Consider the following 20,865-nt stretch of genomic DNA (forward strand, 5'->3'; position numbering starts at 1 on the left):
ATCGCCAGCAGGCTGGCTCCCACAGTTTTTTGGGTGTCGCTCATAGTTCGATCTTATTGTGCAATTCACTGTGCGGGCGCAACGCCCGGGCATAGCAGAACAGAAACAGATTACGCACCAGTTCCTTGAGCACCACCGGCTCGCTGGAACTCAGGCCATTGAGGTCAAGATCACCCTGGTCCTGCAGTTCGCTCAAGGCTTCTTCTTCAAGCACCGCACAGACTTCCCCGGTTTCCCGATGCAGGATCCGAAGGTAAGGGTGTGGGCGGTCCAGCCAGGCATCGATCAAATAAGTCATGGTTCTCATCTCCATTGAAGGTTTGATGAGAATAATTCTTATTCATCAAATAGCAAGGGTCTATTGGTGGTTTGCGTTGTTTTTCGGGTAAAGATTGCGTCAGGTCAAATCGACTGGCGTTTGGCTATTGCGAGAATTTACTGGGTGAAGCGGGGAGGGTGAGGCGCCATCCCACGCCGGGCGCGGGATGGATAACAGCAGGCTCAGACTTTTCTGACGAACTCGGACTTGAGCTTCATCGGGCCGATGCCGTCGATCTTGCAATCGATGTCGTGATCGCCATCGCACAGGCGGATGTTCTTGACCTTGGTGCCGACCTTGACCACCAAAGACGTGCCCTTGACCTTGAGGTCCTTGATCACGGTGATGGTGTCTCCGTCCTGCAGGACGTTGCCGACCGAATCCTTTTTCACGGCGTCATCGGACACTGCTTCGGTTTCGCCGCTGGCGGACCATTCGTGGGCGCACTCGGGGCAGATCAGCTGCGCGCCGTCTTCATAGGTGTATTCGGAATTGCATTTTGGGCAGGGTGGCAACGTGCTCACTAAGGCTCCTTGGATTCAGGATCGCTAAAAAGCGCACATTGTATAGGGTTTTAGGCGGGAGAGGGCACAACGCAGATAAACCTGTGGGGAACAAACCTGTGGGAGCGAGCTTGCTCGCGATGGCGTCCTTTCAGTCAACAATAATGTTGAATGTTAGTGCCTAATCGCGAGCAAGCTCGCTCCCACAGGGTTTTGCAGTGCTGTCAGTGCGTGCGGGCTACCGCGAACTCACTCAGTTCAACCAGCGCATCGCGGTATTCGCTGGCAGGCAGCGCTTCGAGGCACTTGATCGCGCGGGCCACATAGTCACGGGCCAGTTGCGCGGTGTACTCCAGCGAGCCCGAGGCTTCCACGGCTTCGCGGATGCTTTCCAGGTCTTCGATTCCGCCTTTCTGGATCGCCTTGCGCACCAGGGCGGCCTGTTCCGGCGTACCTTCGCGCATGGTGTAGATCAGCGGCAGGGTCGGCTTGCCTTCGGCCAGGTCGTCACCGACGTTCTTGCCCAGGGTTTCGGCGTCGCCTTTGTAGTCGAGCAGGTCGTCGACCAGCTGGAAGGCCACGCCCAGGTGATCACCGAAAGTACGCAAGGCTTCGGCCTGTTCCGGCGAGGCCTGGCACAGGGCGGCGGCGCTGTGGGTCGAGGCTTCGAAGAGCATCGCGGTCTTGCCGCGGATGACTTCCATGTAGGTTTCTTCGGTGGTGCTGGCGTCACGAACCTTCGACAGCTGCAACACTTCGCCCTCGGCGATGATGCGTGTGGCTTGCGAAAGGATCTTCATCACCGGCATCGAGCCCAGTTCGACCATCATTTCAAATGAGCGCGAATACAGGAAGTCGCCGACCAGTACGCTTGGCGCGTTGCCCCACATGGCGTTGGCGGTCGAGCGGCCACGGCGCATGCCGGACATGTCGACCACGTCGTCATGCAGCAGGGTAGCGGTGTGCAGGAACTCGATGGTGGCGGCCAGCAGACGCAATTCGTCGCCTTCGCGCCCCAGGGCCTTGCCACACAGCAACACTAATAAAGGACGCAGGCGTTTGCCGCCGGCCGAGGTAATGTAATCGCCGATTTTCGATACCAGCGGCACTCGAGAAGTCAGCTGCTTCTTGATGATGCCGTCGACGGCGCTAAAATCGTCCGCCACCGCGCGGTAGAAAGCTTGGGGTTGCATCAGCGACAGTCGCTCCAGAAGGGTTGCGCGGCATGCTAGGACCCACGCTTGCAGGTGTCAAGGCGCGATGGACGGCCCCTTGCAAGGCGCTCGTGCCTTGCGTACAATCGCGCACCCTGAACTTCCTGGGCAGCACCTGCCTTACGCAATTGCAAGCGGGCCTCCAGCCCCATGCAGCCATGCCAGCCAATACCTCTTCTTATAAAGAGCTGGGTGAGCAGGATTATCGGAGAAATACCATGTCTTATGCAGTAATCGTTACTGGCGGCAAGCAGTACAAAGTCGCCCCAGGTGAATACCTGAAGATCGAAAAACTGGAAGTCGCTACCGGCGAATCCGTTACCTTTGATCGCGTTCTGTTGGTTGCCAACGGTGACGACGTGAATATCGGCGCTCCAGTTGTTGCTGGCGCTACCGTTGTGGCTGAAGTGATCTCCCAAGGTCGTCACGATAAAGTCCGCATCATCAAGTTCCGTCGCCGTAAGCACCACATGAAGCGTATGGGCCACCGCCAGTGGTACACCGAGATCAAAATCACCGGTATTCAGGCTTAATTACAGCCTAATTCCTCACTAGGAGAATTGAACTCATGGCACACAAAAAAGCTGGTGGTAGTACCCGTAACGGTCGCGACTCAGAAGCCAAACGCCTTGGCGTGAAGATGTATGGCGGCCAGGCTATCAAAGCAGGCAACATCATCGTGCGTCAGCGCGGCACCCAATTCCACGCTGGCTACGGCGTTGGCATGGGTAAAGATCACACCCTCTTCGCTAAAGTCGAAGGCGTGATCAAGTTCGAAGTAAAAGGCGCCTTCGGTCGTCGTTACGTGAGCGTAGTCGCAGCTTAATTGCGCGATCGCTGGAAAAGCCCTGTCTCGCGACGGGGCTTTTTCGTTTGTGGGGTGAGTCTCTTGCAAAGCTGTTTGTATGGGCTGTCGGCGTACGATGTAGGTGTCGTGGTTTAGGGTCGCTGCGCTCATTTTTGCAAGAGTCTTATGTCTTGATTGTTTTTCGGCTCGTCCGTATGGCGAGAGGCGTTTGTTATGAAGTTTGTTGATGAAGTATCGATTCGCGTAAAGGCTGGTGACGGCGGCAATGGCGCCATGAGTTTCCGTCGGGAAAAATTTATCGAGAACGGTGGCCCGAACGGCGGTGATGGCGGTGACGGCGGTTCCATCTACATGATGGCCGACGAAAACCTCAACACCCTGGTGGACTACCGCTACACCCGGCACTTCGATGCCGAGCGTGGCTCCAACGGCGGCAGCACCGACTGCACCGGCAAGAAGGGTGAAGACCTGATCCTGCGCGTTCCGGTCGGCACCACGGTGATCGACTCCGCGACTCAGGAAGTCATCGGCGACCTGACCAAGGCCGGTCAGAAATTGATGGTGGTCCAGGGCGGCTGGCACGGTCTGGGCAACACCCGTTTCAAATCCAGTACCAACCGTGCGCCGCGCCAGACCACTCCGGGCAAGCCGGGTGAGCAGCGCGACCTGAAGCTGGAAATGAAAGTACTGGCTGACGTCGGTTTGCTGGGTTTGCCGAACGCCGGCAAAAGCACCTTTATCCGTTCGGTTTCGGCTGCCAAGCCGAAAGTTGCCGACTACCCGTTCACCACGCTGGTGCCGAACCTGGGTGTGGTCAGTGTCGATCGCTGGAAAAGCTTCGTCATTGCCGATATTCCGGGTCTGATCGAGGGCGCTTCCGAAGGCGCTGGTCTGGGCATTCGCTTCCTCAAGCACTTGGCGCGTACGCGTCTGCTGCTGCACCTCGTGGACATGGCGCCGCTGGATGACGCCAGCGCACCGGATGCCGCTGAAGTGATCGTCAACGAGCTGATCAAGTTCAGCCCGTCCCTGGCGGAGCGTGATCGCTGGCTGGTCCTGAACAAGTGCGACCAGATCCTTGATGAAGAGCACGATGCTCGCGTCAAGGAAATCGTTGATCGCCTGGAATGGACAGGTCCGGTCTACGTGATCTCGGCCATCTCCAAGCTCGGTACCGAGCGTCTGTGCCACGACATCATGCGTTACATGGAAGACCGTGCTGATCGCCTGGCCAATGACCCGGCCTACAAGGAAGAGTTGGCCGATCTCGATCAGCGCATCGAAGACGAAGCCCGCGCGCAACTGCAGGCGCTGGATGACAAGCGTGCCCTGCGTCGCAGTGGCGTGAAGTCGGTCCACGACATCGGTGACGATGATTGGGACGAAGAAGATGTGGATGACGAAGACGGTCCGGAAATCATTTACGTGCGTGACTGATTCGTTGCGATAAACTTAAGCGCCGCTCAATCGAGCGGCGTTTTGGTATCTGGAAATCGATCGTTGGTCACGAATAACCACGAATAACGTCACGGGCAGTGCCAGGTCGCGGTGCCCTCAAGCTAAGGTTGAAGATGATGCGGAGCAAGGTGACAGGTGCGCAGCGTTGGGTCGTGAAGATCGGCAGCGCTTTGCTGACGGCGGACGGCAAAGGCCTGGATCGCGCGGCAATGGGTGTCTGGGTTGAGCAGATGGTGGCCTTGCATGAGGCGGGTGTCGAGCTGGTGTTGGTGTCCTCCGGGGCGGTGGCGGCCGGTATGAGCCGTTTGGGCTGGACCTCGCGACCCAGTGCGATGCACGAACTTCAGGCTGCCGCCGCAATCGGTCAGATGGGGTTGGTGCAGGCCTGGGAGTCGAGCTTTGCCGAGCATGGCCGGCATACCGCGCAGATTCTCCTGACTCACGACGACTTGTCCGATCGCAAGCGCTACCTGAATGCTCGCAGTACCTTGCGCGCACTGGTCGAACTGAAAGTCATTCCGGTGATCAACGAGAATGACACCGTGGTCACCGACGAAATCCGTTTTGGCGACAACGACACCCTGGCGGCGCTGGTGGCCAACCTGGTCGAGGCTGACTTGCTGGTGATCCTCACGGATCGCGACGGCATGTACGATGCCGATCCGCGCAACAATCCGGATGCGCAGCTGATTTACGAGGCGCGTGCCGATGATCCTGCCCTCGACGCAGTGGCGGGCGGCACCGGTGGGGCTCTGGGGCGTGGTGGCATGCAGACCAAATTGCGTGCTGCGCGACTTGCTGCGCGTTCCGGTGCTCATACCATCATCGTTGGCGGGCGCATTGATCGCGTGCTGGATCGCCTCAAGGCGGGCGAGCGCATCGGCACGTTGCTGTCGCCGGAGCGCGGCATGCTGGCGGCGCGCAAGCAGTGGCTGGCCGGTCATCTGCAAACCCGCGGCACTCTGGTGCTGGATGCGGGTGCGGTGGCGGCGTTGTCTCAAGGCAACAAAAGTTTGCTGCCGGTTGGCGTCAAATTGGTTCAGGGCAGTTTCCGTCGCGGCGAAATGGTCGTGTGCGTGGCGCCGGACGGTCGCGAGATTGCCCGTGGCCTGGCCAACTACAGTGCGCTGGAGGCGCAAAAAATCATCGGTCAGTCGTCCGAGGCGATTGTCGGTCTGTTGGGTTACATGGCGGAACCGGAACTGGTTCACCGCGATAACCTGATCCTGGTCTGAAGGAATACCTGAATGCGCGTGGCAAAAGGATTGTTGGGATTGCTGGTGGTGATGCCGCTGCTGGCTTCGGCCGAAGAGATCGGTCAGGTGTCGACGGTGTTCAAGTTCGTCGGGCCAAATGACCGGATCGTGGTCGAGGCCTTTGATGATCCCAAGGTCGATGGTGTGACCTGCTATCTGTCGCGCGCCAAGACCGGTGGGGTGAAAGGTGGTCTTGGTTTGGCCGAGGATCGTGCTGAAGCGTCTATCGCTTGCCGGCAGGTCGGACCCATCAGCTTCAAGGGTGAGCTCAAGGATGGCGACGAGGTGTTCAAGGAGCGCACGTCCCTGGTGTTCAAGACCATGCAGGTGGTGCGCTTCCTCGACAAGAAGCGCAATACACTGGTGTATCTGGTGTACAGCGATCGCTTGATCGAGGGCAGTCCGCAGAATGCGGTGACGGCGATTCCGATTTTGCCGTGGGCGCACGCTCAATAATTTCACGCAAATCAAACTGTGGGAGCGAGCCTGCTCGCGATAGCGGATATCCAGCCAGCACAAATGCTGAATGTTAATCCGTCATCGCGAGCAGGCTCGCTCCCACAGTTTTTGTGTGTCCGCTAAATCGCAGGCAATAAAAAACCGACCCTGAGGTCGGTTTTTTAATGAACGAGTCGCTTAGGCAGCAGCGGCAACGTTCAGGGCCTTAACGTGGCCATTCAGGCGGCTCTTATGACGAGCGGCCTTGTTCTTGTGGATGATGCCTTTATCGGCCATGCGGTCGATAACTGGCACAGCCAGAACGTAAGCAGCTTGAGCTTTGGCAGCGTCTTTTGCGTCGATGGCCTTAACTACATTCTTGATGTAGGTACGAACCATGGAACGCAGGCTGGCGTTGTGGCTGCGACGCTTCTCAGCCTGTTTTGCACGTTTTTTGGCGGAAGGTGAGTTGGCCACCGTCGAGCTCCTCGAAAGACTTTTTAGGAAATAGCAAACAAAATAGGCCGCGAATCATGCCGATGAGTTGAAGTCTTGTCAAGGGCGCTTGAAACGTTCCGCTAAGTGGTAGGGGTAGCGCGACGGGATATTTCTTTCCGGCGTGTGACCTGTAAACTCGCGAGCTTTGGCTCTGTGCTGTTGCGGCGCGGAGTATCGCATAAGTAGGCGCGTAGTTCGCCTGCTGTTTATCGACAGGCACAAACTCTTTCAATGAATCTGCTCAAATCGTTGGCCGCCGTCAGCTCTATCACGATGCTTTCCCGGGTTCTGGGGTTTGTTCGTGACACCCTCATTGCGCGCACATTTGGCGCGGGAATGGCGACCGACGCCTTCTTTATCGCCTTCAAACTGCCCAATCTGCTGCGGCGGATCTTTGCCGAGGGGGCGTTTTCCCAGGCATTCGTGCCGATTCTTGCCGAATACAAAAGCCAGCAGGGTGAAGAGGCGACCCGCACATTTATCGCCTACGTCTCGGGCCTGCTGACGCTGGTGCTGGCGCTGGTCACGGTGTTGGGCATGCTGGCCGCACCCTGGGTCATCTGGGTGACGGCGCCGGGTTTCACCGATACCCCGGAAAAATTCGAGCTCACTTCCAACCTGTTGCGGGTGACCTTTCCTTACATATTGCTGATTTCCCTGTCGTCGCTGGCGGGCGCGATCCTCAACACCTGGAACCGTTTTTCGGTCCCGGCATTCGTGCCGACGCTGCTCAACGTCAGCATGATTATTTTTGCGTTGTTCCTGACACCGTACTTCGATCCGCCCGTAATGGCGCTCGGCTGGGCGGTTCTGGTGGGCGGGCTGGCGCAGTTGCTCTACCAGCTGCCGCACCTGAAAAAGATCGGCATGCTGGTGTTGCCGCGCCTGAGCCTGCGTGACAGTGGTGTGTGGCGCGTCATGAAGCAAATGTTGCCGGCCATTCTCGGTGTTTCGGTGAGCCAGATTTCGCTGATCATCAACACCATCTTCGCTTCGTTCCTGGTCGCAGGTTCCGTGTCGTGGATGTATTACGCCGACCGCTTGATGGAGCTGCCGTCCGGCGTGTTGGGTGTGGCACTGGGGACGATTCTGCTGCCGACCCTGGCCAAGACCTACGCCAACAAGGATCGTCACGAGTATTCGCGCATCCTCGACTGGGGCCTGCGCCTGTGCTTCGTACTGGTGCTGCCTTGCGCCCTGGCGCTGGGGATTCTGGCCGAGCCGCTGACGGTTTCGCTGTTCCAGTACGGCCAGTTCGATGCCCATGACGCGGCCATGACCCAGCGCGCGTTGATCGCTTATTCTGTCGGCTTGCTCGGGATTATCGTGATCAAAGTGTTGGCACCGGGCTTTTATGCGCAACAAAACATCCGCACGCCGGTAAAAATCGCGATTTTCACCCTGGTGGTCACCCAGCTGTTCAACCTGATGCTGATCGGTCCGCTGGCTCACGCGGGGCTGGCGCTCGCCATCAGCGCCGGCGCCTGCCTCAATGCAGGGTTGCTCTTCTATCAGCTGCGGAAACAGCAGATGTACCAGCCGCAACCGGGCTGGGCAAAGTTCGGCTTCAAGCTGGTGATTGCGGTAGGGGTGATGTCTGGCGTGTTGCTGGCAGGGATGCATTTCATGCCGGCCTGGGGTGAGGGGCAGATGCTTGAGCGTTTCCTGCGTCTGGGTGTCTTGGTGGTTGCCGGTGTGGTGGCTTATTTCGGCATGTTAGTGTTGATGGGCTTCCGTTTGCGCGACTTCAATCGCAAGACGCTGGGCTGAGGTTCTGGCCTCGATAAACACGGGCGAGTCGGCGGTTTTGTCGGCTCGATCACTTTGGGTTACGGTGTTGCCTGTCGTCGGCCGCCGGGTGTGGTTATAATCGACCACTTTATGAGCAAGAAGCGCGTTATGCAGCTGGTTCGAGGCCTCCACAATCTGCGCCCCCAGCATCGGGGCTGTGTCGCCACTATTGGCAACTTTGACGGTGTACACCGCGGCCACCAGGCTATTCTGGCGCGCCTGCGTGAGCGTGCGCTCGAGTTGGGCGTGCCCAGCTGCGTGGTGATTTTCGAGCCGCAGCCGCGGGAGTTTTTCGCTCCGGACACCGCGCCGGCTCGTCTGGCACGCCTGCGGGACAAGCTGCAATTGTTGGCCGCCGAAGGCGTCGACCGTGTTCTGTGCCTGGCTTTCAACCAGCGCCTGAGCAAGCTCAGCGCCAGTGAGTTCGTCGATACCATTCTGGTGGATGGCCTTGGCGTGCAGCACCTTGAAGTCGGAGACGACTTCCGGTTCGGCTGCGACCGCGTAGGGGATTTCGATTTCCTGCAACAGGCCGGCATCGTTCAGGGCTTTACCGTCGAGGCGGCGCAAACCGTTGAGCTGGACGGTATTCGCGTCAGCAGCACTCAGGTCCGCAATGCCCTGGCCGCAGCTGATTTTGCCTTGGCCGAGCGACTGCTGGGTCGGCCGTTCCAGATTACCGGGCGGGTGCTGCACGGCCAGAAGCTGGCTCGCCAGTTGGGCACGCCCACGGCCAACATACAACTCAAGCGCCGTCGCGTTCCGCTTTCCGGGGTTTACCTGGTGGACGTCAAGATCGACGGCAAGACCTGGCCCGGCGTCGCCAATATCGGCGTGCGGCCCACGGTTCAAGGTGATGGCAAAGCCCACCTGGAAGTGCATCTTTTAGATTTTGCCGGCGATCTGTATGACCGGCGTTTAACGGTGGTTTTCCACCACAAGCTGCGTGAAGAGCAGCGTTTCGCCTCTCTGGAGGCGTTGAAAACGGCGATCAACGCGGATGTCGCCGCCGCCCGTGCACTAGCCGCACCTAGCGCCCATCGCTAATGAAGAGCCTTAAATGACCGACTATAAAGCCACGCTAAACCTTCCGGACACCGCCTTCCCAATGAAGGCCGGCCTGCCACAGCGCGAACCGCAGATCCTGCAGCGCTGGGACAGTATTGGCCTGTACGGAAAGTTGCGCGAGATTGGCAAGGATCGTCCGAAGTTCGTATTGCACGACGGCCCTCCGTACGCCAACGGCTCGATTCACATCGGTCATGCGCTGAACAAGATTCTCAAGGACATGATCATCCGTTCGAAGACCCTGTCGGGCTTCGACGCGCCTTATGTTCCTGGCTGGGACTGCCACGGCCTGCCGATCGAGCACAAGGTCGAAGTAACCCACGGCAAGAACCTGGGCGCGGACAAGACCCGCGAACTGTGCCGGGCCTATGCCACCGAGCAGATCGAAGGGCAGAAGTCCGAGTTCATTCGCCTCGGTGTGCTGGGCGACTTCGCCAACCCGTACAAGACCATGGACTTCAAGAACGAGGCCGGTGAAATCCGTGCCTTGGCCGAAATCGTCAAGGGCGGTTTCGTGTTCAAGGGCCTGAAGCCTGTGAACTGGTGCTTCGACTGTGGTTCGGCGCTGGCCGAGGCGGAAGTCGAGTACGAGAACAAGAAGTCCTCGACCATCGACGTGGCGTTCCCGATTGCCGATGAAGCCCAACTGGCTGCCGCCTTCGGACTGCCAACCCTGGCCAAGCCTGCTTCGATCGTGATCTGGACCACCACCCCGTGGACCATCCCGGCCAACCAGGCGCTGAACGTCCACCCGGAATTCAACTACGCCCTGGTCGACGTCGGCGACAAGCTGCTGGTACTGGCTGAAGAGCTGGTCGAGTCGTGCCTGGCGCGCTACTCGCTGGAAGGTTCAGTCATTGCGACCACCACCGGTAAAGCGCTGGAGCTGATCAACTTCCGTCACCCGTTCTACGACCGTCTGTCGCCGGTTTACCTGGCCGACTACGTTGAACTGGGCGCCGGTACCGGTGTGGTTCACTCCGCTCCGGCCTATGGCGTGGACGACTTCGTGACCTGCAAGAAATACGGCATGGTCAACGACGACATCCTCAATCCGGTTCAAAGCAACGGCGTGTATGCAACCTCGCTGGAATTCTTCGGCGGCCAGTTCATCTGGAAGGCCAACCCGGCCATCGTCGACAAGCTGACCGAAGTCGGCGCGCTGCTGCATACCACCATCATCGAACACAGCTACATGCACTGCTGGCGCCACAAAACCCCGCTGATCTACCGTGCCACCGCGCAGTGGTTCATTGGCATGGACAAGCAGCCGACCACCGGCGACACCCTGCGTCAGCGCTCGCTCAAAGCCATCGAAGAGACCCAGTTCGTTCCGGCCTGGGGCCAGGCGCGCCTGCATTCGATGATCGCCAACCGTCCCGACTGGTGCATTTCCCGTCAGCGCAACTGGGGCGTGCCGATCCCGTTCTTCCTGAACAGGGAAAGCGGCGAGCTGCACCCACGCACTGTCGAGCTGATGGAAGAAGTTGCCAAGCGCGTTGAAGGTGAGGGCATCGAGGCCTGGTTCAAGCTGGACGCCGCCGAGCTGCTGGGCGATGAAGCCCCGCTGTATGACAAGATCAGCGACACCCTGGACGTCTGGTTCGATTCGGGCACCACGCACTGGCACGTCCTGCGCGGTTCGCACCCGATGGGCCACGAAACCGGCCCGCGCGCCGACCTGTACCTGGAAGGCTCGGACCAACACCGTGGCTGGTTCCACTCGTCGCTGCTGACCGGTTGCGCCATCGACAACCACGCGCCGTACCGCGAGCTGCTGACCCACGGTTTCACTGTGGACGAGTCCGGCCGCAAGATGTCCAAGTCGTTGGGCAACGTGATCGCACCGCAGAAAGTGAACGACACCCTGGGCGCCGACATCATGCGTCTGTGGGTCGCTTCGACCGACTACTCCGGCGAAATGGCGGTTTCCGAGCAGATCCTGCAGCGCAGCGCGGACGCCTACCGGCGTATCCGTAACACCGCGCGTTTCCTGCTTTCCAACCTGACCGGCTTCAACCCGGCCACCGACCTGCTGCCGGCCGAAGAAATGCTGGCTCTGGACCGTTGGGCCGTGGATCGCACCCTGCTGCTGCAACGCGAGCTACAAGAGCACTACGGCGAATACCGCTTCTGGAACGTGTACTCGAAGATCCACAACTTCTGCGTGCAGGAGCTGGGCGGCTTCTACCTCGACATCATCAAGGACCGTCAGTACACCACTGGCGCCGACAGCAAGGCCCGCCGTTCGTGCCAGACCGCGCTGTTCCACATCTCCGAGGCGCTGGTGCGCTGGATCGCGCCGATCCTGGCGTTCACCGCCGACGAACTGTGGCAATACCTGCCGGGCGAGCGTAACGAGTCCGTCATGCTCAACACCTGGTACGAAGGCCTGAGCGAACTGCCGGAAGGCATCGAGCTGGATCGCGCTTACTGGGACCGGATCATGGCGGTCAAGGTCGCGGTCAACAAGGAAATGGAGATCCAGCGCGCAGCCAAGGCTGTCGGTGGCAATCTGCAGGCCGAAGTGACGCTGTTCGCCGAAGATGCGCTGACCGCCGACCTGGCCAGGTTGAGCAACGAACTGCGTTTCGTACTGATCACGTCGACCGCCAGTGTTGCACCATTGGTGCAGGCGCCGGCCGATGCCGTGGTCACCGAAGTCAGCGGCCTGAAGCTGAAGATCGTCAAGTCGAGCCATGCCAAGTGCGCCCGTTGCTGGCACTGCCGTGAAGACGTCGGCGTGAACCCGGAGCATCCGGAAATCTGCGGCCGTTGCGTCGACAACATCAGCGGCGCTGGCGAGGTCCGTCACTATGCCTAATGCCGTTGGCCGTTTCGGACGGCTGAGCTGGCTCTGGTTGAGTTTGCTGGTCCTGGTCATCGACCAGGCCAGCAAGTTCTACTTCGAAGGCAAGCTCCAGATGTACCAGCAGATCGTAATCATCCCCGATTACTTCAGCTGGACCCTGGCTTACAACACGGGTGCGGCGTTCAGCTTCCTGGCTGACAGCTCCGGCTGGCAGCGCTGGCTGTTTGCGTTGATCGCGGTCGTGGTCAGTGCGGTGCTGGTGGTGTGGCTCAAGCGTCTGGGGCGCAACGAGACCTGGCTGGCGATTGCGCTGGCACTGGTGCTCGGCGGCGCGCTGGGCAATCTGTATGACCGCATTGCCTTGGGCCATGTGATCGATTTCATCCTGGTGCATTGGCAGAACCGCTGGTATTTCCCGGCGTTCAACTTTGCCGACAGTGCCATCACTGTCGGTGCCATCATGCTGGCACTGGATATGTTCAAAAGTAAAAAGACCGGAGAAACCGTTCATGACTGAACAGGTATTGGCTGAGCAACGCATCGGCCAGAACACGGAAGTCACCTTGCATTTTGCATTGCGCCTGGAGAACGGCGACACGGTGGACAGCACCTTCGACAAGGCCCCGGCGACCTTCAAGGTCGGTGACGGCAACCTGTTGCCAGGCTTCGAAGCCGCGCTGTTCGGTTTCAAGGCCGGTGACAAGCGGACGCTGAGCATCGAGCCGGAAAACGCTTTCGGCCAGCCCAACCCGCAAAACGTGCAGATCATCCCGCGCTCCCAGTTCCAGGACATGGAACTGTCGCCTGGCTTGCTGGTGATCTTCAACGATGCGGCCAATACTGAATTGCCGGGCGTGGTCAAAGAGTTCGATGACGCGCAAGTGACCATCGACTTCAACCACCCGCTGGCGGGCAAGACGTTGACCTTTGACGTGGAAATCATTTCCGTCAAAGCGCTGTAACTTGTGGGAGCGAGCCTGCTCGCGATGAGGGCCTGTCATCAACATTGATGGCGGCTGACACTCTGCTATCGCGAGCAGGCTCGCTCCTACAGTGTTTTTCATTGTTTTCGCGCGCAAGACACGAGGCTCAGCATGCAAATCAAACTCGCCAACCCCCGTGGCTTCTGCGCCGGCGTGGACCGGGCGATCGAAATCGTCAACCGCGCCCTGGAAGTCTTCGGGCCGCCGATCTATGTGCGCCACGAAGTGGTTCACAACAAATTTGTCGTCGAAGACTTGCGCTCCCGTGGTGCGATCTTCGTCGAAGAGCTGGATCAGGTGCCGGACGACGTCATCGTGATCTTCAGTGCCCACGGCGTTTCCCAGGCCGTGCGCAGCGAAGCGGCTGGCCGTGGGCTGAAAGTGTTCGACGCTACGTGCCCGCTGGTGACCAAGGTCCACATCGAAGTGGCGCGCTACAGCCGTGACGGCCGAGAGTGCATTCTCATCGGCCACGCCGGTCACCCGGAAGTCGAAGGCACCATGGGCCAGTACGATGCTGGTAATGGCGGCGCGATCTATCTGGTCGAAGACGAGAAGGATGTCGCCGCACTGCAGGTGAACAACCCTGAAAAGCTCGCCTTCGTGACCCAGACCACACTGTCGATGGACGATACCAGCCGCGTTATCGATGCCCTGCGTTCGCGCTTCCCGGCCATCGGTGGACCGCGCAAGGACGATATTTGCTACGCCACGCAAAACCGTCAGGACGCGGTCAAGCAACTGGCCGACGAGTGCGACGTGGTGCTTGTGGTCGGCAGCCCGAACAGCTCCAACTCCAATCGCTTGCGCGAATTGGCAGAACGCATGTCCACTCCTGCCTACCTGATCGACGGTGCTGAAGACCTGCAAAAGAGCTGGTTCGACGGCGTTGAGCGTATCGGCATCACCGCGGGTGCATCCGCCCCGGAAGTCCTGGTGCGCGGTGTGATCCAGCAGTTGCAGGCCTGGGGTGCCACCGGTGCCGATGAGCTGGCCGGTCGCGAGGAGAACATTACGTTCTCGATGCCTAAAGAACTGCGCGTTCGCTCGTTGACCTGAGTTGTCTCCTTTTTTTGCATAACGGATGCTCAGCCTTGTCGCTACGCAGGCTGACGCGACCGGTCCGGGCCAACACCACTTGATGTTGGCTGACTGGTTCGCGAACAGCGCAAACGTGTAACGTCCCTCCAAACAGTGACTCGCCCTGACCTCTGAAGCGTATTGAGTTTTCGACCGTACTGTTCCCCACAATCGACAGGCGTGCTCTGCTCTGGCGTTCGGCCAGCAGTGGATTGTCGCTGTCCATCTCCCCCTTGCCGCTGATATCCAGAATGATCCTCCAGCCTTGGCTCCAATCGCCATTGATGCCGTGAATCACCACGGCCTGGTTGCGGACGATGGCTTCGCTGCGGGCAGTGCGAATACTGCTGGAAAGAGCCTCTGCCGCTTGTTGTCTTTGGTTCGACTCGACCAGCGTTTCGAACGCCGGACTGACCAAATGCAGAACAATTGCGGTAATTGCCAGTCCCATGAGCAGTTCGATCAGGCTGAAGCCTTGTTGCCGCATGACATTTCCCTCCGTGGCGTGCTGTGGCTCGCGCAATCCCTGCGCGAGAAATGGCAACGCAAACGCACCGCATCGCTCGAATGTGGTGCCGCGCAAGAGCAGGTATAGCCGAAGGAATCAGAAGGCCCCGATGGATCATCCTACAAAAGGTTTCACGCTGATCGAGTTGCTGGTCGCGATCGCGATCCTTCTGATGCTGCTGACTCTGGGTGTCCCGGCGTTTACCCGCTCGACGCAAACAACCAGGGCTGATACTGAGATCGCTGACCTGCGACGAACCCTGAATTTTGCCCGACTCGAAGCCATCGATCGGGGCAATACCACACGGGTGCGCCCGACGGCCGGTGGGGATGTCTGGAGTGGGGAACTGGCGATTTACGGCGGTACTGGCGCTTTGGCCAATGTATTACGGGTTGTTCCGGCGATGAGCAGCGGCGCAACTCTGGCGCTAACCTCTGGCGTCACCGCCATCGATTTCAACAGTATGGGCGGATTGTCATCACCGTCCTCAGAGGTGGTGATCAGCTATGAGCGGGGCGCACAAAGCAGGACGCTGACTGTGTGTTTGAACGGACGAATTCAATTGGGTGGAAATTGCGGATGAGGGCAGGGAGGCAAGGCAAGCAGAATGGCATGACGCTGGTCGAAGTCCTGGTGGCGTTAGTCATTCTGGGCGTGGGCCTGTTGGGGGCGGCGGCGTTTCAGCTCAATGCGCTGAAGTACACGGACAGCGCGCGCATGACCAGTCAGGCCAGTTTTATCGCCTACGACCTGATGGACCGCATTCGCGCCAACGCTGCTGCGGACTACACCGTTGCGCCGCCGGCTTCGGGCAATCCGGACGTTACCCGGGATCAGGACCTGTTTGACTTTAACGCCAACATTGTCAGTTCCCTCGGTGCCTCCGCGACGGGCAGTGTTGCCGTCAACCAGAAGGTGTACACCATCACGATTACCTGGGATGACTCACGGGCTACGAATACTGCCGACTCGCGACGCAGCTTCGTCCTGAACAGTCGCGCGGCCATTGATCCGACGGTGATCCCGTGAGCCGCCTAAGTAGAGGTTTTAGCCTGGTCGAATTGCTGATCGCCCTGTCATTGAGCCTGATCGTGGTGCTGGGCGTGGTGCAGGTTTTCATCGCGGCCAAGAACACCTATCTCAGCCAGAATGCCGCCGCGAACATGCAGGAGGACGCACGTTTCGTGTTGAGCAAAATGATTCAGGAAGTTCGCATGGTCGGGATGTTCGGTTGTCTGGAAAAGATCACCGATTCAAGTAAGAAAGGTGATTTTCATGCCAGTCAGCTAGTACCGATCCGCTGGGACAACGGTGGCCGCAAGTTGACGCTGGTTACGACGGATGTCGGTGGTAATGGCGGCCAGCCGGACTGGACTGTGCTGTCCGATTGTCGAACCCATTCGACGGCCTACAGTGAAGGGCGGATGCCAGTGGCAGGGCAACTGGCCTTTCCGGTCCGGCGGCTGATTTACAGCTTCAGCAACAACCAACTGCTGATGAAAGGCGGGGCCGCACCAGACCAGGTACTGGTGGACAACGTCAGCGCTTTCGACGTGAGCTTCGGCCTGGCCAGCACCGCCACTGATCTGGCTGCTTCGCGCTACAGCAGCAACCCGCCGGACCCCGCGCTGATTCGAAGCGTTCGCCTGAGCCTGACTCTCTTCGATCCGCACCACCGGGTGGCCGATCAAACCTTCAACGTGGTTGCCGCTCTGCGCAACCGCCTGCCATGAGGGAGCGCCAATGAACCGTGCTCCCAAGACGTATGACGCCCAACGCGGCATGGCGCTGCTGGTCAGTCTGGTGTTCTTGCTCTTACTCACGTTGATTGGTCTTTCATCGATGCAGAGCGCGACCCTGCAGGAAAAAATGGCCGGTAGCGTTGCCCTGCGCAACCAGTCGTTCCAGAGTGCCGAAGCCGCATTGCGGGTGGGTGAGGGTACAGTGCAGCGGGACAGTTATGCGCTACCTGTTTGCAGCGCCATCGTTCAATGTGCGCCACCGTCCGAGTCTTCGACTATTACCGCTGCCGGTTTCAACGCCTCTTCCGGTGTGACCTGGATTGCATCGGGCAAGGGCTTTTATGGCGTGCAAAACATCGGTGTCAGCCAAAATGCGGTGAATGTGCCAATCAATACCCCAGCGACGTTATATCGGGTTACGGCAGTCGGCATCGCGGGGCATTCGCGCAGTGTTGTGGAGAGCATCTATGCGAAGTACTGAGCGAGCTGTCAGGTTATGGTCACAACTGTTCGGTGTCGTCGTCGCGCTTGGCCTGTCGGTGTCGGCGCACGCTGCCACATCAGCGGATGCGCCAGCGCTGAACCGGCCAACCTGTCTGGCCAATGGCAACTGGTACGGTTTTTATCACGGCAATCTGGGGTTGAAGGCCGTCTGCCTGAAGCTGCCCGAGGCGATCAGCGTTAAGATGCTCGACAGCAACGCCGATGGAGTGGTCGACAACAGCGACACGCTATCCGATGGCGTGATCTTTATCGGTGAGCATTCGACCCAGGACGCCAGCGACAATGGCGGGGCCGTGAACGATTCCACTGGCGACGGTACTGCGGGGATGGAAAAATCCGGCGGTAGCCGTCGCATCATGTGGCGACAAATACAGTGACTGAGAATTGATGCATGCGTAGTTCCAACCGCGGTTTTACCCTGATCGAAATCATGATCGTGATTGCGATCATCGGTATTGTCATGACCATTGCTGCCCCGAGTCTCACCGAATACCTGAACAAGGGCCGTCGCGCAGAAGTAGCCGGTCTGCTCTCGGAGCAGGCGCAACTACTGGAGCGCTTCTACTCGCAGAAAAATGCCTACACCGATGCGACGGGCCTCAGTGCCGGCAATGATTACTACAGCATCACGCCGACCCTGACCGACCAGGCCTTTCTGCTGACGGCGGTGCGCAGGGCTGACTCGAGCATGGCCTCTGACAAGTGCGGTGATCTGACTATCACCAATACCGGTGTGCTCGGTATGGTCAACGCGAAATCCGGCCTGACCAGCAAAGACTGCTGGGGGCGCTGAGTTTCTTTTTCGGGTGCCTTTTGTACCCTCTGTCTATTTAACGATGGGATCAGAACATGACCAGGCAACAGCAAGTGGTGATTGTCGGCGGTGGGGTGATTGGATTGCTGACGGCCTTCAATCTCGCCTCCGAAGTGCAAAGCGTTGTGCTGCTGGATCGCTCGAGCGTCGGCCAGGAGTCGTCCTGGGCCGGTGGCGGCATCGTTTCGCCGCTTTACCCGTGGCGCTACAGCCCGGCGGTCACCGCGTTGGCTCACTGGTCCCAGGATTTTTATCCACAGCTGGGCGAGCGCTTGTTTGCCGCCACTGGTGTTGATCCACAAGTGCACACCACCGGTCTGTACTGGCTGGACCTGGATGACGAGGCTGAAGCCCTGGCATGGGCCGCCCGGGAAAATCGCCCGCTCAGCGCGGTGGATATTTCGGCGGCACACGATGCCGTGCCGGTGCTGGGCAGTGGTTTTTCCCGGGCGATCTACATGGCCGACGTTGCCAACGTGCGCAATCCTCGACTGGTGAAGTCACTCAAGGCCGCGTTACTGGCGCTGCCGAACGTGACGATCCATGAGCAGTGCGAAGTCAGCGGGTTTGTTCGTGACGGCACCAAAGTGGTCGGCGTACAGACCTCCACAGGTATTGTCTCGGGTGATCAAGTTGTCCTGACGGCGGGGGCCTGGAGCGGTGATTTGCTCAAGCTTCTTGATCTGACGCTGCCGGTCGAGCCGGTGAAAGGGCAGATGATTCTCTACAAGTGTGCGGCGGATTTCCTGCCGAGCATGGTCCTGGCCAAGGGCCGTTATGCGATTCCCCGGCGCGACGGGCACATATTGATCGGCAGTACGCTGGAGCATGAGGGCTATGACAAGACGCCGACCGGGTCGGCACTGGAAAGCCTGAAGGCGTCCGCGGTGGAGTTGATCCCGGCGCTGGCCGATGCCGAAGTAGTGGGGCATTGGGCCGGATTGCGCCCGGGATCACCCGAGGGCATTCCTTACATCGGCCCGGTGCCAGGGGTTGACGGGCTCTGGCTCAACTGCGGGCATTACCGAAACGGGCTGGTGCTGGCGCCGGCGTCATGCCAGCTGTTTGCCGATGTGATGCTGGGCCGGGCGCCGATTATCGATCCGGCGCCTTATGCGCCTGCCGGAAGACTTTAAAGCCTCAATCCAGTCCCAGCTTCTTGAGCCGGTAACGCATCGACCTGAATGACAGGTTCAACCGCTGAGCCGCCGCCGTACGGTTCCAGCGGGTTTCCTCCAAGGCCTGGAGCAGCAGTTGGCGTTCGATGTTTTCCAGATAGGCTTCCAGATTGTCGATCCGGGTCAGGTCCGGCACGCCCCCCTCAGCCCCACGGTTGCTTTCAGCCAGGCGCAGGTCGCCGGCTTCGATCTGATTGTTCTCACACAAGGTGTGCGCCCGTTCGAGCGTGTTTTCCAGTTCCCGCACATTGCCCGGGAAGCGATAGCTTTTGAGCGCCTCAAGGGCTTGGGAGTGGAGACTTGCGGCAGGCTGACCGCTATCGGCGGCCAGGCGCTTGAGTATGTGGCTTGCAAGCATTTCGATATCGTCGCGACGCTCGCGCAAGGGCGGCACCCGGAGTTCGATCACGTTCAAACGGTAGTAAAGGTCGTGACGAAATCGTCCGGCGGCGACTTCGGCGCCAAGGTCCTTGTGTGTGGCGCAGAGAATACGCACATCCACCGCCACTTCCTGCTGCCCGCCGACGCAGCGTACGGATTTCTCCTGAATCGCGCGCAGCAGTTTGACCTGCATGGCCAGCGGCAGGTCGGCCACTTCGTCGAGGAGCAGGGTGCCGCCGTGAGCTGCCTGGAACAGGCCGGGTTTGTCTTCGATGGCACCGCTGAAACTGCCTTTGCGATGGCCGAAAAACTCACTCTCCAGCAGCTCCGAGGGAATCGCCGCGCAGTTGATCGCGATGAACGGCTGATTGGCGCGGGGGCTTTGATCATGGATCAGGCGCGCGACCAACTCCTTGCCGCTGCCGGACTCTCCGCTGATGTATACCGTCGCATGACTGCTGGCCAGCTTGGTGATGTGCTTGCGCAGGTTGCGCATGGGCAATGAGTCGCCCAGCAAGCGTCGATTGATGCCGACCCCGCGGGCAGGAACCAGCAGGGCGCTGGTGACCAGTTCACGCAAGCGCGTAAGGTCCACCGGTTTGGTCAGGAAGTCGAATGCCCCGGCCTTGAGCACATTGATCGCGTTTTCGAGGCTGTCATAGGCGGTGATCATCGCCACCTGGACCTGAGGGTGGCGCTGCTGGATGTGCTGGACCAGCTCAAGGCCGGTACCGTCCGACAATTGCATGTCGGTCAGGCATAGGTCGAAGGTTTCGCGTTTGAGCAGGGATTGCGCTTCGCCGACGTTGCGGGCATTGAACGTCTCCAGCTTCATCCTTCCCAGGGTGATTTCCAGGAGTTCTCGAATGTCCGGTTCGTCATCGACGATCAGGACTTTTTGTCGTGGTCTCGTGTTCAACGTGGGTCCCGTCCGTGTGCATAGGTCATGCAAAAGCAGCCGCTTTCCTGGCGTGCCTTGAAGTCTAGGCGGGACGGAATGCTTTCGCCCGGCTGGCCGGACAGATAAAGCCCCAGGCCCATGATATGGGGGGCTGGGGCTTCATTATCGAGTATTTCCAGTGATTTCAGGTCGAGCCGTAATGGCGGCATTAGCTCGCGGCGTTGCAGATGCAATACGTTTTCGATTACCCGGTTCATTCGCAGAGAGAGGTCTTGAATAATCTGCGTCAGACGTCGATCAACAGCTTTCAGTTCCTTGGGCGCGCGCGATAGTCCCTAAACGGCTGCCATTTCTGCTGAGGTGTCAGTGGCCACTGGAGCCCTTGCCTTGCTCGAGATGAGCCTGGCTGCAATACCATTGCTGGTCGAGGCTCAGCGCGCGGTCACGCGGCAGGTGAACGCCGCAATGGGCGCAACGGACCATGGGCGCGGCTTCCCGCTCGGCAGGGGATCTGGGGGGGGAGGCCTGACCCTTGAACTTGCGCCAGAACCACACTGCAGCGGCAATCAGGGCAATCCAGAACAATAAACGAAGCATGGTGAGCTGCTT

25 protein-coding genes and 1 pseudogene are annotated in these 20,865 nt (G+C 59.3%); 18 read left to right on the forward strand and 8 right to left on the reverse strand.

Going from position 1 to position 20,865, the window contains the following annotated elements:
• Positions 1-40: 40 nt before the first annotated feature.
• From BSF44_RS26590 to BSF44_RS26600, 3 genes are all read right to left on the reverse strand, one after another.
• Entirely contained in the window at positions 41-298 is a 258-nt protein-coding gene (locus BSF44_RS26590; RefSeq protein ID WP_095946013.1) for a hypothetical protein, read from the reverse strand.
• A gap of 203 nt (positions 299-501) precedes the next feature.
• Positions 502-843, reverse strand: coding sequence for a zinc ribbon domain-containing protein YjdM (locus tag BSF44_RS26595; RefSeq protein WP_095946014.1), 342 nt, complete (start codon positions 841-843; stop codon positions 502-504).
• A gap of 203 nt (positions 844-1,046) precedes the next feature.
• A complete protein-coding gene (locus BSF44_RS26600) occupies positions 1,047-2,015 on the reverse strand; it encodes a polyprenyl synthetase family protein (protein WP_008052062.1) in 969 nt (322 codons plus the stop codon).
• A gap of 239 nt (positions 2,016-2,254) precedes the next feature.
• Here BSF44_RS26600 and rplU point away from each other — a divergent pair, with 239 nt between their 5' ends.
• From rplU to BSF44_RS26625, 5 genes are all read left to right on the forward strand, one after another.
• Complete coding sequence (rplU, locus tag BSF44_RS26605) at positions 2,255-2,569, forward strand: 50S ribosomal protein L21 (RefSeq protein ID WP_007950961.1); 315 nt, start codon at positions 2,255-2,257, stop codon at positions 2,567-2,569.
• A 35-nt stretch (positions 2,570-2,604) separates the two neighbouring features.
• Positions 2,605-2,862: a 50S ribosomal protein L27 gene (gene rpmA, locus BSF44_RS26610; protein ID WP_003281574.1), complete on the forward strand. Its 258-nt coding sequence runs from the start codon at positions 2,605-2,607 to the stop codon at positions 2,860-2,862.
• Between the two features lie 195 nt (positions 2,863-3,057).
• Positions 3,058-4,281: an Obg family GTPase CgtA gene (gene cgtA, locus BSF44_RS26615; protein ID WP_008052064.1), complete on the forward strand. Its 1,224-nt coding sequence runs from the start codon at positions 3,058-3,060 to the stop codon at positions 4,279-4,281.
• Between the two features lie 137 nt (positions 4,282-4,418).
• A complete protein-coding gene (gene proB, locus BSF44_RS26620) occupies positions 4,419-5,537 on the forward strand; it encodes a glutamate 5-kinase (protein ID WP_095946015.1) in 1,119 nt (372 codons plus the stop codon).
• Between the two features lie 12 nt (positions 5,538-5,549).
• On the forward strand, positions 5,550-6,014 hold the full coding sequence (locus BSF44_RS26625; protein ID WP_095946016.1) for a CreA family protein: 465 nt from the start codon (positions 5,550-5,552) through the stop codon (positions 6,012-6,014).
• A gap of 180 nt (positions 6,015-6,194) precedes the next feature.
• Here the strand turns inward: BSF44_RS26625 and rpsT are convergent, their stop codons facing one another.
• Entirely contained in the window at positions 6,195-6,473 is a 279-nt protein-coding gene (gene rpsT, locus BSF44_RS26630; protein WP_007970922.1) for a 30S ribosomal protein S20, read from the reverse strand.
• Positions 6,474-6,725: 252 nt separating this feature from the next.
• Here rpsT and murJ point away from each other — a divergent pair, with 252 nt between their 5' ends.
• The 6 genes from murJ to ispH all read left to right on the forward strand — a co-directional run bounded on the left by murJ (position 6,726) and on the right by ispH (position 14,207).
• On the forward strand, positions 6,726-8,264 hold the full coding sequence (murJ, locus tag BSF44_RS26640; protein WP_095946017.1) for a murein biosynthesis integral membrane protein MurJ: 1,539 nt from the start codon (positions 6,726-6,728) through the stop codon (positions 8,262-8,264).
• Between the two features lie 129 nt (positions 8,265-8,393).
• A complete protein-coding gene (ribF, locus tag BSF44_RS26645; RefSeq protein ID WP_172435402.1) occupies positions 8,394-9,332 on the forward strand; it encodes a bifunctional riboflavin kinase/FAD synthetase in 939 nt (312 codons plus the stop codon).
• Between the two features lie 13 nt (positions 9,333-9,345).
• Entirely contained in the window at positions 9,346-12,177 is a 2,832-nt protein-coding gene (gene ileS, locus BSF44_RS26650; RefSeq protein ID WP_095946019.1) for an isoleucine--tRNA ligase, read from the forward strand.
• A complete protein-coding gene (gene lspA / locus BSF44_RS26655; RefSeq protein ID WP_095946020.1) occupies positions 12,170-12,682 on the forward strand; it encodes a signal peptidase II in 513 nt (170 codons plus the stop codon). The genes ileS and lspA overlap by 8 nt, the downstream gene beginning before the upstream one ends.
• 7 nt (positions 12,683-12,689) lie before the next feature.
• Positions 12,690-13,127, forward strand: a complete 438-nt coding sequence (gene fkpB, locus BSF44_RS26660; RefSeq protein ID WP_172435403.1) for an FKBP-type peptidyl-prolyl cis-trans isomerase — start codon at positions 12,690-12,692, stop codon at positions 13,125-13,127.
• A 132-nt stretch (positions 13,128-13,259) separates the two neighbouring features.
• The gene (ispH, locus tag BSF44_RS26665; RefSeq protein ID WP_095946021.1) at positions 13,260-14,207 is read left to right on the forward strand and encodes a 4-hydroxy-3-methylbut-2-enyl diphosphate reductase; all 948 of its coding nucleotides are present in this window, start codon (positions 13,260-13,262) and stop codon (positions 14,205-14,207) included.
• Here the strand turns inward: ispH and BSF44_RS26670 are convergent.
• Positions 14,176-14,715 (reverse strand): GspH/FimT family pseudopilin, encoded by a 540-nt coding sequence (locus BSF44_RS26670; RefSeq protein WP_095946022.1) that lies wholly within the window; start codon positions 14,713-14,715, stop codon positions 14,176-14,178. The two genes, ispH and BSF44_RS26670, sit on opposite strands and share 32 nt — an antisense overlap.
• Before the next feature lie 130 nt (positions 14,716-14,845).
• Between BSF44_RS26670 and BSF44_RS26675 the strand changes: the two genes are divergently transcribed.
• From BSF44_RS26675 to thiO, 7 genes are read left to right on the forward strand one after another with little or no spacing between them, the layout of a single operon-like run.
• The gene (locus tag BSF44_RS26675) at positions 14,846-15,319 is read left to right on the forward strand and encodes a GspH/FimT family pseudopilin (protein ID WP_095946023.1); all 474 of its coding nucleotides are present in this window, start codon (positions 14,846-14,848) and stop codon (positions 15,317-15,319) included.
• Positions 15,316-15,765, forward strand: coding sequence for a type IV pilus modification protein PilV (gene pilV, locus BSF44_RS26680; RefSeq protein ID WP_095946024.1), 450 nt, complete (start codon positions 15,316-15,318; stop codon positions 15,763-15,765). Before BSF44_RS26675 ends, pilV begins: the two co-directional genes overlap by 4 nt.
• Positions 15,762-16,469, forward strand: a complete 708-nt coding sequence (locus BSF44_RS26685; RefSeq protein ID WP_095946025.1) for a PilW family protein — start codon at positions 15,762-15,764, stop codon at positions 16,467-16,469. Before pilV ends, BSF44_RS26685 begins: the two co-directional genes overlap by 4 nt.
• Positions 16,470-16,479: 10 nt before the next feature.
• Positions 16,480-16,959 carry a PilX N-terminal domain-containing pilus assembly protein gene (locus BSF44_RS26690; protein WP_095946026.1) on the forward strand — a complete coding sequence of 160 codons (480 nt, stop codon included), beginning with the start codon at positions 16,480-16,482 and terminating at the stop codon, positions 16,957-16,959.
• Entirely contained in the window at positions 16,946-17,359 is a 414-nt protein-coding gene (locus BSF44_RS26695) for a hypothetical protein (protein ID WP_095946027.1), read from the forward strand. The genes BSF44_RS26690 and BSF44_RS26695 overlap by 14 nt, the downstream gene beginning before the upstream one ends.
• A gap of 14 nt (positions 17,360-17,373) precedes the next feature.
• The gene (locus tag BSF44_RS26700; RefSeq protein ID WP_095946028.1) at positions 17,374-17,775 is read left to right on the forward strand and encodes a type IV pilin protein; all 402 of its coding nucleotides are present in this window, start codon (positions 17,374-17,376) and stop codon (positions 17,773-17,775) included.
• A 56-nt stretch (positions 17,776-17,831) separates the two neighbouring features.
• Positions 17,832-18,932, forward strand: coding sequence for a glycine oxidase ThiO (gene thiO / locus BSF44_RS26705; protein WP_095946029.1), 1,101 nt, complete (start codon positions 17,832-17,834; stop codon positions 18,930-18,932).
• Positions 18,933-18,936: 4 nt separating this feature from the next.
• Here the strand turns inward: thiO and BSF44_RS26710 are convergent, their stop codons facing one another.
• From BSF44_RS26710 to BSF44_RS26720, 3 genes and pseudogenes are all read right to left on the reverse strand, one after another.
• On the reverse strand, positions 18,937-20,274 hold the full coding sequence (locus tag BSF44_RS26710; RefSeq protein WP_095946030.1) for a sigma-54 dependent transcriptional regulator: 1,338 nt from the start codon (positions 20,272-20,274) through the stop codon (positions 18,937-18,939).
• Positions 20,271-20,588 (reverse strand): annotated as a pseudogene (locus tag BSF44_RS26715) (hypothetical protein); the annotation flags it as partial. The gene BSF44_RS26710 and the pseudogene BSF44_RS26715, both read right to left, overlap by 4 nt.
• A 31-nt stretch (positions 20,589-20,619) precedes the next feature.
• Positions 20,620-20,853, reverse strand: a complete 234-nt coding sequence (locus tag BSF44_RS26720) for a PP0621 family protein (protein ID WP_080925333.1) — start codon at positions 20,851-20,853, stop codon at positions 20,620-20,622.
• Positions 20,854-20,865: the final 12 nt, after the last annotated feature.

It is taken from the genome of Pseudomonas sp. ACN8 (assembly GCF_002303925.1).
GTDB lineage: Bacteria > Pseudomonadota > Gammaproteobacteria > Pseudomonadales > Pseudomonadaceae > Aquipseudomonas.

Excerpts from the sequence above, each read along its gene's own strand:
- ispH (WP_095946021.1), top strand. The coding sequence starts at position 13,260 with ATGCAAATCAAACTCGCCAACCCCCGTGGCTTCTGCGCCGGCGTGGAC.
- rpmA (WP_003281574.1), top strand. The coding sequence starts at position 2,605 with ATGGCACACAAAAAAGCTGGTGGTAGTACCCGTAACGGTCGCGACTCA.
- rplU (WP_007950961.1), top strand. The coding sequence starts at position 2,255 with ATGTCTTATGCAGTAATCGTTACTGGCGGCAAGCAGTACAAAGTCGCC.
- thiO (WP_095946029.1), top strand. The coding sequence starts at position 17,832 with ATGACCAGGCAACAGCAAGTGGTGATTGTCGGCGGTGGGGTGATTGGA.
- proB (WP_095946015.1), top strand. The coding sequence starts at position 4,419 with ATGCGGAGCAAGGTGACAGGTGCGCAGCGTTGGGTCGTGAAGATCGGC.
- lspA (WP_095946020.1), top strand. The coding sequence starts at position 12,170 with ATGCCTAATGCCGTTGGCCGTTTCGGACGGCTGAGCTGGCTCTGGTTG.
- BSF44_RS26690 (WP_095946026.1), top strand. The coding sequence starts at position 16,480 with ATGAACCGTGCTCCCAAGACGTATGACGCCCAACGCGGCATGGCGCTG.
- BSF44_RS26670 (WP_095946022.1), bottom strand. The coding sequence starts at position 14,715 with ATGCGGCAACAAGGCTTCAGCCTGATCGAACTGCTCATGGGACTGGCA.
- pilV (WP_095946024.1), top strand. The coding sequence starts at position 15,316 with ATGAGGGCAGGGAGGCAAGGCAAGCAGAATGGCATGACGCTGGTCGAA.
- cgtA (WP_008052064.1), top strand. The coding sequence starts at position 3,058 with ATGAAGTTTGTTGATGAAGTATCGATTCGCGTAAAGGCTGGTGACGGC.
- murJ (WP_095946017.1), top strand. The coding sequence starts at position 6,726 with ATGAATCTGCTCAAATCGTTGGCCGCCGTCAGCTCTATCACGATGCTT.
- BSF44_RS26590 (WP_095946013.1), bottom strand. The coding sequence starts at position 298 with ATGACTTATTTGATCGATGCCTGGCTGGACCGCCCACACCCTTACCTT.
- BSF44_RS26700 (WP_095946028.1), top strand. The coding sequence starts at position 17,374 with ATGCGTAGTTCCAACCGCGGTTTTACCCTGATCGAAATCATGATCGTG.
- BSF44_RS26625 (WP_095946016.1), top strand. The coding sequence starts at position 5,550 with ATGCGCGTGGCAAAAGGATTGTTGGGATTGCTGGTGGTGATGCCGCTG.
- BSF44_RS26695 (WP_095946027.1), top strand. The coding sequence starts at position 16,946 with ATGCGAAGTACTGAGCGAGCTGTCAGGTTATGGTCACAACTGTTCGGT.
- BSF44_RS26720 (WP_080925333.1), bottom strand. The coding sequence starts at position 20,853 with ATGCTTCGTTTATTGTTCTGGATTGCCCTGATTGCCGCTGCAGTGTGG.
- BSF44_RS26600 (WP_008052062.1), bottom strand. The coding sequence starts at position 2,015 with ATGCAACCCCAAGCTTTCTACCGCGCGGTGGCGGACGATTTTAGCGCC.
- ileS (WP_095946019.1), top strand. The coding sequence starts at position 9,346 with ATGACCGACTATAAAGCCACGCTAAACCTTCCGGACACCGCCTTCCCA.
- ribF (WP_172435402.1), top strand. The coding sequence starts at position 8,394 with ATGCAGCTGGTTCGAGGCCTCCACAATCTGCGCCCCCAGCATCGGGGC.
- BSF44_RS26675 (WP_095946023.1), top strand. The coding sequence starts at position 14,846 with ATGGATCATCCTACAAAAGGTTTCACGCTGATCGAGTTGCTGGTCGCG.